Source organism: Cognaticolwellia aestuarii, assembly GCF_002000025.1.
Lineage (GTDB): Bacteria > Pseudomonadota > Gammaproteobacteria > Enterobacterales > Alteromonadaceae > Cognaticolwellia > Cognaticolwellia aestuarii.
The window spans coordinates 275,044-287,809 of sequence record NZ_MUZV01000004.1; the positions used below are offsets into that span (position 1 = coordinate 275,044).

At 38.4% G+C, this 12,766-nt stretch carries 12 protein-coding genes; 4 read left to right on the forward strand and 8 right to left on the reverse strand.

Going from position 1 to position 12,766, the window contains the following annotated elements; all coding sequences use genetic code 11:
• Positions 1 to 20 precede the first annotated feature (20 nt).
• The 5 genes from rlmN to B0169_RS19620 all read right to left on the reverse strand — a co-directional run bounded on the left by rlmN (position 21) and on the right by B0169_RS19620 (position 4,286).
• Positions 21 to 1,166 carry a dual-specificity RNA methyltransferase RlmN gene (gene rlmN, locus B0169_RS08185; protein WP_077285465.1) on the reverse strand — a complete coding sequence of 382 codons (1,146 nt, stop codon included), beginning with the start codon at positions 1,164 to 1,166 and terminating at the stop codon, positions 21 to 23.
• Between the two features lie 278 nt (positions 1,167 to 1,444).
• Positions 1,445 to 1,876, reverse strand: coding sequence for a nucleoside-diphosphate kinase (gene ndk, locus B0169_RS08190; protein ID WP_077285466.1), 432 nt, complete (start codon positions 1,874 to 1,876; stop codon positions 1,445 to 1,447).
• Between the two features lie 209 nt (positions 1,877 to 2,085).
• Complete coding sequence (locus B0169_RS08195; RefSeq protein WP_077285467.1) at positions 2,086 to 3,780, reverse strand: NAD-dependent malic enzyme; 1,695 nt, start codon at positions 3,778 to 3,780, stop codon at positions 2,086 to 2,088.
• A gap of 149 nt (positions 3,781 to 3,929) precedes the next feature.
• Positions 3,930 to 4,130, reverse strand: coding sequence for a Fe-S cluster assembly protein IscX (iscX, locus tag B0169_RS08200; protein WP_077285468.1), 201 nt, complete (start codon positions 4,128 to 4,130; stop codon positions 3,930 to 3,932).
• Between the two features lie 24 nt (positions 4,131 to 4,154).
• A complete protein-coding gene (locus B0169_RS19620) occupies positions 4,155 to 4,286 on the reverse strand; it encodes a hypothetical protein (protein ID WP_268875713.1) in 132 nt (43 codons plus the stop codon).
• 198 nt (positions 4,287 to 4,484) lie between these two features.
• Here B0169_RS19620 and B0169_RS08205 point away from each other — a divergent pair, with 198 nt between their 5' ends.
• The 3 genes from B0169_RS08205 to B0169_RS08215 all read left to right on the forward strand — a co-directional run bounded on the left by B0169_RS08205 (position 4,485) and on the right by B0169_RS08215 (position 7,169).
• Complete coding sequence (locus B0169_RS08205) at positions 4,485 to 4,730, forward strand: DUF2164 domain-containing protein (protein WP_077285469.1); 246 nt, start codon at positions 4,485 to 4,487, stop codon at positions 4,728 to 4,730.
• Between the two features lie 112 nt (positions 4,731 to 4,842).
• The gene (locus tag B0169_RS08210; RefSeq protein ID WP_077285470.1) at positions 4,843 to 6,048 is read left to right on the forward strand and encodes an NnrS family protein; all 1,206 of its coding nucleotides are present in this window, start codon (positions 4,843 to 4,845) and stop codon (positions 6,046 to 6,048) included.
• Positions 6,049 to 6,215: 167 nt separating this feature from the next.
• The gene (locus B0169_RS08215; RefSeq protein WP_077285471.1) at positions 6,216 to 7,169 is read left to right on the forward strand and encodes a D-2-hydroxyacid dehydrogenase; all 954 of its coding nucleotides are present in this window, start codon (positions 6,216 to 6,218) and stop codon (positions 7,167 to 7,169) included.
• A gap of 20 nt (positions 7,170 to 7,189) precedes the next feature.
• On the opposite strand, the gene B0169_RS08220 is transcribed toward B0169_RS08215, so the two are convergent.
• Positions 7,190 to 8,527 carry an NAD(P)/FAD-dependent oxidoreductase gene (locus B0169_RS08220; RefSeq protein ID WP_077285472.1) on the reverse strand — a complete coding sequence of 446 codons (1,338 nt, stop codon included), beginning with the start codon at positions 8,525 to 8,527 and terminating at the stop codon, positions 7,190 to 7,192.
• A gap of 103 nt (positions 8,528 to 8,630) precedes the next feature.
• Here B0169_RS08220 and B0169_RS08225 point away from each other — a divergent pair, with 103 nt between their 5' ends.
• A complete protein-coding gene (locus tag B0169_RS08225) occupies positions 8,631 to 9,197 on the forward strand; it encodes a GNAT family N-acetyltransferase (protein ID WP_077285473.1) in 567 nt (188 codons plus the stop codon).
• A gap of 62 nt (positions 9,198 to 9,259) precedes the next feature.
• Here the strand turns inward: B0169_RS08225 and B0169_RS08230 are convergent, their stop codons facing one another.
• Positions 9,260 to 10,807 (reverse strand): aminotransferase class V-fold PLP-dependent enzyme, encoded by a 1,548-nt coding sequence (locus B0169_RS08230; protein ID WP_077285474.1) that lies wholly within the window; start codon positions 10,805 to 10,807, stop codon positions 9,260 to 9,262.
• Positions 10,808 to 12,162: 1,355 nt separating this feature from the next.
• Positions 12,163 to 12,609 carry a hypothetical protein gene (locus tag B0169_RS08240; RefSeq protein ID WP_077285476.1) on the reverse strand — a complete coding sequence of 149 codons (447 nt, stop codon included), beginning with the start codon at positions 12,607 to 12,609 and terminating at the stop codon, positions 12,163 to 12,165.
• Positions 12,610 to 12,766 lie beyond the last annotated feature (157 nt).

Here is a 12,766-nt window from a genome sequence, read left to right on the forward strand (position 1 = left end):
GGCATGATTTAACGTTAGTATTAAACCATTTTTACTGAAATTGATTCAGCTTTCACCTCTTTTTTTCCTGTTCGCTTGGTTCTATCTAAAACATCACCGGCTAATTGCCCACATGCTGCGTCAATATCATCACCACGAGTACGACGAGTGATCACCGTTAGACCATAGCTTTGCAGTACTTTATCAAAACGATCAATACGAGAATTACTCGAACGTTTATAAGGCGAACCAGGATAAGGATTAAATGGAATTAAATTAATTTTGCTCGGTAAATCTTTTAAAGCACGTGCTAATTCATGTGCCTGTTCCGTACTATCATTAACATGATCAAGCATGACATATTCAATCGTTGCCTGCTTATTCGCTTTTGAGCCATCAATATAACGTCCCGCAGCAGCAAGAAATTCTTCTAATGGGTATTTTTTGTTTATTGGCACTAACTCGTCACGTAAAAGATTATTAGGCGCATGAATTGATATTGCCAACGCACAATCTATCTTTTCTTTTAGCATATCAAGCGCAGGTACTACGCCAGAAGTACTCACCGTAACACGACGCTTTGACAGGCCATAACCTAAATCATTTAACATAGTGTCTAATGCAGGAATAAGGTTTTTCATGTTCAATAACGGCTCACCCATCCCCATCATAACAATGTTGGTAATTGGACGAGTACCGGCAATGCGGGTCGCACCAATATCATTAGCAACGCGCCATACTTGGCCAATAATTTCAGCCATTGAGAGGTTACGGTTGAAACCTTGTTGCGCAGTTGAACAGAAAGTACACTCTAAAGCACAACCAACTTGCGATGAAACACAAAGTGTTGCGCGACCATTTTCAGGGATCCAAACCGTTTCAACTTCCTGACCACCTTCTAAACGTAAAGCGTATTTAATCGTGCCATCGTTGGAAACTTGTTTTTCAGAAATTTCAGGTGCTTTAATTTCGGTATCACGTTGTAGCTTCTCACGTAATTTTTTATTCAAGTTGGTCATTAACTCAAAATCATCGTAACCAAAGTGATATATCCACTTCATAATTTGATCGGCACGAAATGGCTTTTCGCCAATAGAAGCAAAATATTCTCTCATCCCTTGATGATCAAGGTTCAGTAAATTAATTTTATGCTTCACAGGGGTTACTACTTCGGTTACATCACTCATGATTAAAAGTTTCTCAACACTACAAAATTACAGAATAAATTGTACATTTTTTAAACAAAATAAACAATTTAGTGGATCTATTCTAAACCTTAAAAAAGTTTAAACTAAATAAAAGTCAATGTTCTCAGTAGCCTGTATTCTGGCAAAAACATTCAATTTTATGTAGCCTTAAAATAGACAAAAGGACTTTACCGATTAACGGTAAAATCCTTCAAATTAATTTTCAAACCATACTAAGCGACCAGCTAAGCAGCTCGCTTATCATATAAAGTTTAAAATTAACGAGTACGTGGACAGATTTCTTCGTCAGAGAAGAAGTAAGCAATTTCACGTGCTGCTGATTCTAAAGCATCAGAGCCGTGAGCAGCGTTTTCGTCAATTGAGTCAGCAAGATCAGCACGGATAGTACCAGCAAGTGCTTCAGCAGGGTTAGTAGCACCCATGATTTCACGGTTTTTAAGAACAGCGTTTTCGCCTTCTAAAACTTGTACCATTACTGGACCAGAAGTCATGAATTCAACTAAAGCGCCAAAGAAAGGACGTTCGCTGTGCTCAGCGTAAAAACCTTCTGCTTTTTCTTTTGATAAATGTACCATTTTAGAAGCAACGATTTTTAAACCAGCAGTTTCAAAACGGTTGTAGATTTGACCAATTAAGTTTTTAGCAACTGCGTCTGGTTTTACGATAGAAAAAGTACGTTCGATAGCCATGATAGCCCTCTCAATAAAATTAGAATTAAATACGGTATAAATTTTGGCGCGATTATAGACGAATTAAAAGCAAATGCCTAGGCTTATCACTTTTCATCATCACAGTGTTGGATATAAGTAAACTAGAAAAAGCTGAACTAAAGATAAAGCGTCCATCTTGATAGGCGCTTTATCTTTACACTATTGCCAGTAATTCATTAGCTTAGGCGCTAAATACTGATGCGGCGGTATTGACGATATTGTGGTGTCCAGAAGTTAGCTTCAATTTTCTCTGCTAATTGTTCGTCAGACAGAGGCAATGCTAGCCCTTGTTCATAGGCAACTTTGGCCACAGCAAAAGCAATTTTTTTACTGAGATCAGCAATTTCAACTAACGGCGGTAATAGCTCTCCCATACCGGTATTAGCCAAAGGTGAAGCTTGAGCTAGCATTTCACTTGCAGCCATTAACATTTCATCAGTGATACGATCAATATTGGCAGACACTACGCCTAAGCCAATACCAGGGAAAACATAACTATTATTACACTGCGCGATTGGGAAAAGTTCGCCTTTATATTCTACGGGCTCAAATGGGCTGCCGGTTGCAATAATAACTTCACCTTCGGTCCAGTTAATCACCTGCTCAGGTGTGGCTTCGACTTGGCGACTTGGATTACTCAGCGGAAATATTATTGGTCTAGCACAATGCGATTTCATTGCTTTAATAATTTCTTCAGTAAATAAACCCGGTACACCAGAAACACCAATTAAGATCGTTGGTTGCGCACCGTGCATAACTTCTAATAACGAGGCATATTCACCTGCTACTTGCCATTTTTCGGTAGCGGCCGACTGTTGGGTAAGCTTCGCTTGAAAGTCACGTAACCCTGACATACCTTCAGTTAATAAACCGAAGCGGTCGATCATAAATATTTGGCTACGCGCTTGTTGCTCAGCAATGCCTTCACTGACCATTTGAGCAATAATTTGCTCAGCAATACCACAACCGGCAGAGCCTGCACCAACAAAGGCAACTCGCTGTGCTGATAACGGTACATTTTTAGTGCGACAAGCCGCCAATAATGTACCAACAGTTACTGATGCGGTTCCTTGAATATCATCATTAAAACAGCAAATTTCATCACGATAACGGTTTAATAATGGTGTGGCATTAGGTTGCGCAAAATCTTCAAATTGCAGTAATACATGTGGCCAGCGACGTTTAACGGCGCTGATAAACATTGCTAAAAATTCATCGTATTTTTCTTGTTCAATACGAGGGTGACGCCAGCCCATATACATAGGATCGTTTAACAGTTTTTCATTATTAGTACCAACATCAAGCATTACCGGTAAGGTATATGCTGGGCTAATACCACCACATGCAGTGTAAAGCGAGAGCTTACCAATTGGGATACCCATACCACCAATACCTTGGTCACCTAAACCAAGAATACGCTCACCATCGGTAACGACGATAACTTTAACTTTATTTTTAGTCGCATTACGTAAAATATCATCAAGTTGATGACGTTGATCATAAGAAACAAACAGGCCGCGTGAACTGCGGTAAATATCAGAAAATTGTTCACATGCATCGCCAACGGTTGGGGTGTAAATAATTGGCATCATTTCAGCCAAATGCGCCTGCACTAACTTAAAAAATAAGGTTTCATTGTTATCATGAATCGCACGTAAATATATATGCTTATTTAGGTTAGTATCAAAAGTACGGTACTGCATATAAGCACGTTCAACTTGCTCATCTATACTTTCAAAGCGTGGCGGTAATAAACCGGTTAAATTAAAGTGCGAACGCTCTTCTTCACTAAATGCACTGCCTTTATTTAGTAAAGGCGTTTCCAATAAGCTAGGGCCCGCATAAGGGATATATAATGGACGTTGATTTTTTTCAGATGTCATAGTTGAAGTATATTCTTATATTTTGAGTGAATGGTGAAAATTCACCACAATAATAATCGAGGGCACATTATAGCCAAATATCGACTTTTGAAAAGTGATATAGATTAATGATTCTACTTTAATCTGCTATTGAGCAAATGGCAGTTAAGTTAATCAGCTTCTGAAATCCAAGCCAACTGAATTGCTTCAAGTACACGCTCACCACAATGTTTTGGATCATCATCAAAGTTTTCTAATGCCAAAACCCATTGCATTAATTCTGGAAAATGTAGTTTCATCGGATCGACATCCGGATGTTCTTCTAGTAAGTCGAGTGCAATTTCAAGTGAGTCGGTCCAGCGATAACTCATGGTCTACCCCTTTTTAGTAATTCGTTAGTGAATGATCAAGCCAAACCAAAGTGCATCAGCGATTAACATCAAAATTAACCATAAAATGATCATTCTAGCTTTCCGGCAAAACTGGCAATCAGTATGCCACCATTGTTTAAACGACAATTTATTCATCAGCAGTTACTTAACTTAACATTAATATGGCACAGTTTATTTTCATTGGATTATTTACTAAGCGAAAGTAATTCCGCTAAAAAAGTAATTCCGCTAAAGTAAGTATAGTATCGTCATGACACTTCAATGTACTGCATCTTAGCTTGATGTATCATGACTATAAAGCATTCTAAACTTACCACGACCGGAAACCAATCAATGTCACCGATAAAATTTACTACCAACGAAAAATCATTGCTAATCGACAAATTACAACGCTACTTTTTGAAAGAACTAGATCAAGAGTTAGCGCAATTTGATGCTGACTTTTTACTTGATTTTTTTACCAAGGAATTAGGTGCGGTATATTACAACCGAGGCCTATATGACGCCCAAGCCTTAATGGCAGAAAAACTTGAGTTAATTTCTGAACAAATTGTTGAGTTAGAGCTACCGGTTACTTAACATCACGTAAATAGCGAAAGCTAACTGAACGTTAAATTATTTGATGTATGGCAAAGTAATTATTTTTGATTGCTTTATGATCGCCACAATATAAACACCTAAGGTTGCAGCTATGATGCAAATTACCGATTTAAACAAAGAACAACAAATAACACCGTTATTTAGATTAGGTTTTCGACCTTTCTTTTTGGCTGGCGCACTGTTTAGTGTTATCGCTATTTTATTATGGATTATGCTGTATAGAGGAGCTATAGACATTCAACCTTTGGGTGGCGGCTACTGGTGGCATATTCACGAAATGATATTTGGTTTCGGCTGTGCGATCATTGCTGGCTTTCTCTTAACAGCCGTACAAAACTGGACTGGGCTTGCGGGTGTTAAAGGTAAGTTATTAGCGGCTTTATTTTTTCTCTGGTTATTAGGTCGAGTAAGTTTATTATTACCTGATATTTTTGGTGCTACGCTAAGCACGATTATCGATCTAGCCTTTTTACCTTGTGTGGCTTTTATTCTAGCAAAACCAATATTAGCAATTAAACAATATCGTAATTTATTTTTCGTGCCTTTATTAACTATTTTCACTCTTGCTAATGCAGAAATGCACGCTAGCATATATTACCCAGCATCAATTTCTACCCAGTATGCCGGCTATGCTGGTGTTATGTTGGTTACCTTACTTATTTCAGTTATGGCTGGTCGCGTAGTGCCTATGTTTACCGCCAATGGGACCAAAACCACAAAAGCTACCCCATTAGCTTGGCTAGATAAGTTAACCAATGGGTCGTTGGCTTTGCTGACTATACTATTGTTATTACACCCTATTATTGGCGTAAATAACTTTTATATTGGTATTATTTTAATCTTCGCCGGCATCTTTCAAGCTATTCGTTGGTTGCGATGGCGCCCATGGATAACGCTAGGTGTGCCGCTACTATGGTCACTGCACTTTTCAATAAAAGCAATGGCATTTGGTTTAGCGTTACTGGGTGTCAGTTATTTAATACCTGAAATACCGAGCAACCATATTTGGCATTTAATTACTATTGGTGGTATTGGTGGTGTTATTCTCGCGATGATTTCGCGTGTATCATTAGGCCATACTGGTAGAACGTTACAGCCGCCTATGCTGATGTCATTAGCATTTGCCGCTATGGTACTCGCCAGCTTAATCAGAAGCTTTGGCCCTTGGGGCTTGCCAGAAAAAACCATGATGTTTATCGATATTAGTGGCTTGCTTTGGCTGATCAGCTTCACACTATTTGTAATTTTCTATGCGCCAATGCTGCTAAAGCCACGCGCTGATGGCCGACCGGGTTAAGTACTTCATTGCTGCATTCAGCGGCAAAAACAACAAACAGTTATTGAAAGCAAAACGCCTTAATAAAGAAATTTAGGGCGTTGATTGCTAAAAACAGTCGCTGATAGCATCGATCATTTCATGAATTTACGATAAGCTCCGCAGATAATATTATCTGAGTTATTGCCGTGAAAACTGTATTTTTAGACTACCAAACATTCAGCAAAGATAGTGATCTCACATCGTTGCAACAAGTTGTTGATGATTTAACCGTGTACGCTACCACCTCACCAGAACAGGTCATTGCCCGTTGTCAAAATGCTGAGGTTGTCTTAAGTAATAAAGTGCTACTAAATCGTGAAATACTCAGTCAACTTCCTAAGTTAAAGCTGGTTTGTATTACGGCTACAGGCATTAATAATATTGATATTAAAGCTGCACGTGCACTTAATATTGCCGTCACTAATGTCGGTGGGTATGCCAAAAACTCAGTTGCACAATATGTTTTCGCCCAACTTTTAGCTTATTACAGCCAAATTGCTCATCATAATGATAATTGTCAAAAGGGGTTATGGCAGCAAAGTGACACCTTTTGCTTACACGGCAATGGCAGTATCGAGCTTGCAGGCAAGTCTATCGCCATTATTGGTTACGGAGCTTTAGGGCAAAAGGTCGCCGAAATTGCCAGAGCATTTGATATGAAAGTGCTCATTGCAGAAAGACCTGATGCTGCAACGATACGACCTGAGCGAATGGCGTTTTTAGCGGCTATCGAGCAAGCAGATATTATTAGTTTACATTGCCCACAAACGCTAGAAACACAAGGCATGTTTAATGCGAAGTTGTTTACGCGCATGAAACCAAGCGCGATTCTGATTAATACTGCGCGCGGTGCGCTAATTAATAACGAAGACTTACTCAATGCCTTAAATAACGAGCAAATTGCCTGTGCGATTTTAGATGTATTAGAGCAAGAGCCACCACCAAAAGATCATATACTTTTAGCTGCGCAATCGCCTAAGTTAAAAATTACCGCTCATATCGCTTGGGCAAGCCAACAAGCACAGCAAACCTTACTTAATTTAGTCGCCGCAAATATATCAGCATTTAAACAAGGGTTGCGCACTAACCGTGTTGATTGATAAAGCTCAAAGCCGATATGCTAAAACCATTGATCTTTAATTTTTCCATAATGAAAATAACCCCATTGCCCTACTCTTCTTAACGGGGCAAAGGGAAATTTAGGCAAGGCACTATTATATAAAGGTAGATTAGGCACTGGCTTTTCAGCCACTTTTTCAGCTAAACGTTTGCCCGCTTGCACCGAAAACGACACGCCACTACCGCAGTAGCCCATACTGTAGAATACCGATTTTTCATCATTTTGATAAATATGCGGTAAATCATCTAACGCCATACAAATCCAACCAGACCAAGCGTAGCTATATTTAATATTTGCTAAAGCTGGAAAGCTGGTTTTAAGCACGGAAAGTAAACGTTGCGCGTAATAAGGATCATCGGCACTTTTACCTGTGATTGCACCTCTACCACCAAATAGTATTCTATTATCGGGTAACTTACGGTAATAGTACTTTAACGCTCGGGTATCCATAACCACATTTGAGGTTAAGAAATTACAAGCGGCTATTTGCTCATTACTTAATGGCTCTGTGACGATAATTTGCGATAGAACTGGCAAGGTTCTATCGCTTGTTAAGGCGTGAAAGCCCTTAGGTGTGTAGCCATTAGTTGCTATCACCACTTTTTGTGCACTTACAGTACCATTGGGCGTATGCAGTACTTGCTGATTATTCAACGCCTGCCAATGCGTAACTGGCGTAGCACAATGTACTTTCACGCCAGCTTGACGAGCTAATTTCTGATAACCCCAAGCCAGTTTTAAAGGATTTAAACCAAAACCGTCTTGATAACGAATCGCACCATACGCATTGCGATCATCCATATAGTGTTGGCGAACTTCAGCTTGCGAAAGTATTTCAACATCATAACCAAACATCTTTTGCTGTAATTTAGCTAATTCAACTAACTCTTTAAGTTTATTAGCTTTATGGGCAACTTTTATATACCCAGCACTCTGCTTATCGCAATCTATACCTTCATCAATTAGGCCGTTGACCGTATCGACACCGGCGGCCATTTCTTGATAAATTCCCCGCATGACCTCTTCGCCCCATTGCTTAGCCATTTGGCTATAAGACTTTCGGCCTGAAGACTTCAAAATAAAACCGGCATTTCGACCACTACACCCCCAAGCAGTTTGATTCGCTTCTAAAACATGTGCTTTGATGCCATGTTCACGCGCTAAATGTAAAGCACAAGATAAACCGGTATATCCGGCACCAATAATGGCAACATCAACGTCAATATCAGCAAGCACAGCGCCATCGTGCTCAGGTGCGATTCCGGATACGTCTGCCCAATAACTATTAGGGTAGACCTCATTACAACCAGGTGATAAATCGTGCAGGGGATCGTACATTTTCACTTCCAAAATCTGATGTTATATTAAGAACGTAGGCGCTTAAAGTATCGCAAAAAAAACAGTACAATACTGCAATATCAAACACAATCAAAATAACCTCATGAGCATAACTCTTAACTATCAACAATTAACCCCTTCAGATTTCGACAATATTATTCGTTTAGCCACTGACGTTCACGGCGAAGGTTATCTTGATCAAGCCAGTATGCAAGCCTGGTATGATAAAGGGCTTAAAAATGCAATCAACGCCGGCTTCGTGGTTTATCATGAACAACATTTAGTTGGGTTTCGTATTACTTATGCTGTTCAGCAATGGCAAATTGACCAATGGTGCTCACCAGACTTATGGCCAGTAGCGGCTGATCAGGTTTGCTATTTTAAATGCAACACGGTTGATGAAAATTATCGTGGTCATGGTATTGGTGGTGAACTTTTAAAACGCTCAATTGCCGCAGCAAAGTTACAAGGGGCAAGCGCTGGCGTCAGCCATTTATGGAAACAAAGCCCAGGCAATAGTGCGGTAAAATATTTTACTAAATGTGGTGGCATTTTAATAAAAAATCATCCTGATCGCTGGCGTGAACTTAGCTTAGCAGGTTATGAGTGCCCAATATGCCATAATGATTGTCACTGCGAAGCTGCAGAAATGATGGTGCTATTTGATTAGCCAAAACCTCAAAGATGATAGCTGACTGCAACATAAGCTTTGCAGCCAGCTTAATAGAGCAATTAACCAAACAGTTTTCGTAACACAGCAGCAGGATTGACCTTATTGACGCCCGTTTCATTGTCATTCGTTTCCGGCGAAATGATTGGTAGAGCATGAAAACACGCCAAGCTTGGAAATTCAACATCAAGATTATAATGTTCATAATCGCCAGAAGCAGGGTTAAAACGATAATCTTTACTCCAAAGCGCCAAGTTCTCGGTTACTTTATTAATTGCTTCCACGACATAAGCAACTTCTTCATCAGAGCTGGTTGGGTGAAATGAAGCTCGTATCCAACCGGGCTTTTCGGCAAAATCACCTAAATCAATTTGCTGAGTTATTTTCGAAGAAGTATCTTGATCAACATTTAATAAAATATGCCCGTAAGTACCTGCACATGAACAACCTCCGCGAGTTTGCACACCAAATTTATCATTAAGCAGCCGCACCACTAAGTTATAATGCGCTCCCGGTATGTAAAACGAAACAATCGCTAATCGATCTCGCAGTGTAGGCTCAAGCATAACAACCTGCTCATTTTGCGCTAATGCCTCCATCACATAATTTGTTATTTCAGCCTCACGTTGTTGAATTTTATCTACCCCCATAGCGTCTTTTAATTTAATCGCTAAAGCGGCTTTAATACACTGTAAAAAGCCTGGCGTGCCACCATCTTCACGCATCTCAATATTGTTAAAAAAACTGTGTTTTCCCCAAGGGTTAGTCCAGGTAACCGTACCGCCTCCCGGATGATCTGGCACTTTATTTTTGTACAACGCCTTATTAAACACTAAAACTCCCGAACTACCTGGACCACCTAAAAACTTGTGCGGCGAAAAGTAAATAGCGTCTAATGCTTGCTTCGGGTTACTTGGGTGCATATTGATATCAACGTAAGGAGCAGATGCGGCAAAATCTATAAAACACAAACCACCATGCTGATGCATAATTTCAGCCAACTGATAATACGGTGTTTTTATACCTGTAACATTTGAACAAGCCGAGAATGAGCCAATTTTCAGCTCTCTGTCTTGATATTTTTCTAACAAAATAGCTAAGTGCTCTAACGAGGGTAAACCATGGCTATCTGGCTCGACAATTTCCAACGTTACATCACACTCATACCAAGATGTTTGATTAGAGTGATGTTCCATATGGGTAATAAAAACCACCGGCCTTTCATTTTCAGAAAATGCCACTTGTGACTGCATACGCTCAGGAATACGTAAACCTAAAATACGTTGAAATTTATTCACCACAGCCGTCATACCTGCGCCAGCGGTGATCAAAATATCATTATCACAAGCATTTACATGGCGCTTTATTATATGCTGAGCATCATGATAAGCATGGGTCATGGCACTACCCGTTAAATTCGTCTCGGTATGCGTGTTAGCAACATAGGGCCCAAGTTCATTGGTTAAATAATCTTCAATCGGTTGATAGAGTCGGCCACTCGCAGTCCAATCGGCATAAATAATATCAAGCGTTTTACCATTGATTTTATGTTGTAGGTTTTGCCCAATAATGTGCTGCCGAAAAGGTAAAAAATAATTTTCCAATGACATACCGTATACCCTTAACGTTTTAGAATAAAAGTATATTAGCATTATTAATTATTTTTAAAATATAAAACCAACAAAAGCCATTTAATAGCAAATAAAACCTAAACTACCATTATTTAATGAAATTTAAATTTAATCACTAGTTGTTTTAAAATCAGAAATGAAAATAAATTTTAACAATACACATCAAATGAAATATTTTTCTCAAATACCCTGCTTTTTAGGTGAAAACAATGCTGAGGATCAGAGCAACGAGTGGATCTTCATTAATGGCTGAGACGAGCAATCACTAAATAAGATTGCTTGCTAATAAACACTTTTGTCATAAAGCGAGCTAAATTTACAAGTCCCCTCTGTTTTGTGTTCACTTTGATATGAAAGCAGACGTTGGCCTTGCCTTTCTAGCGACAAGTGATCCGACAAATAAGACTTAAATGAATTCAAAATATCAGACGCTAATGAGGTAAACAACATTGCTCACATTTCAACGAACCTGACCCCGCAGGTTTTCTTGGCTCTTTATAATCAGTGAAATACAGCTTACTTTGGTGCTTATTGCTTAAGTCGACATTGCCTCCTTTTATTTCTTTTATTTCTTTTATTAAAAATGATAAACACTTTTATCCAATATAAATAAAACTCGATAGTGTGTTTTGCATATCTTTATGTCCACATCTGCTCTTTAATATGGGTAAGAAAAAGAGAGTTAATACATTTATTCTTATTTATTTTTTTACGTTAATAATTTAACTGTTTATTTATACAGTTTTGTGTGGTTTCCTGCTTTCATCCAATAAAAAGGAAATATTCTCGTTTATGTCTTTGGCATAACGAGATGTTTTATTAGTAACTTATTGTAGGTAGTGAATAAATCAGGTATGTTTTGATTATCATAAAAATATGAAAGAAGGATTTTTTCCTTGTTTAAACAAGGATTATTTCCTCATAATAAGCTGTTAGCTGTTTAAGGTAGAGTATGAGTTTTCTGGGAATGATTCCCTTTATTATTGCAATCATTGCTTTTATCTTTGCATTTAAGCATTTTACTAAGTTTGTAAATGGGGCTTGGCGTAGAGGTTTTTCTAGTAAGCACTTCGTTTTATTTTTTGTATCTGCATTTATATTTTTAATTATGTTTTACATCATGACTGAATATCATGAAGAGTTAGGTATTAAATCTTCATGTGCAAGAAGTGCGGACTGTTTCCAACAAAACAGCTAACAAGAACATCAAACGGAAAAATTACAGTTGGCTGTTTTTCGTTCCTCAAACATTATAGCCAACTATAATTTTCCGCTTATGTAAGCGTTAGGGCTCTTAATTGCGTGGAATTTGCTGCTCTTTAGTTCTTTTTTATCTAGTTTGATAGTGCTTTTAGTTCTTCTATAATGTTAAGGGCACTTTCTGTGTTTTTAATATGCTCAGGAGAGCTTCCATTTGCTATAGCTGAAGCTAGTCTTTTACGCATAGATGCTAATAAATCATATTTAACTTCTGGATCTTGATTCATACTAGTAGGTGCCATTAAGTATAAGCCATCTGTTGAAGATATTAATTTATTGTCAGTTAGACTTGAAACCATACTGCCTATTTCGTTTTGTGATATATTTTTAACATCATACTCATCGGCAATTTTCTGCCAATTACTTTTGGCATTAAAACCTGCATTGCTTATACTCACTGTATCGGTTTTTGTTGTTGTTTTATTCTGAATAGTAGTGCCCGATGCGTGTTCCGAAGTATTAGAAGCTATATTTTGCATTTGATAAATTTGATTTGCTTGAGCATTATTATTTATGTGCATGAAAATTTCCTTATTAAATATAAAATCGACAGATGCGATGACATGGAAGCAAAAAACAAGCCAGCAATAATTCTTTGGTGGTGTTGGCTATGAGTGTATTTAGTAATGAATTTACTGTCTTGTGGGAAAATTATTGCCGCTTAAAAAGTTATATCGG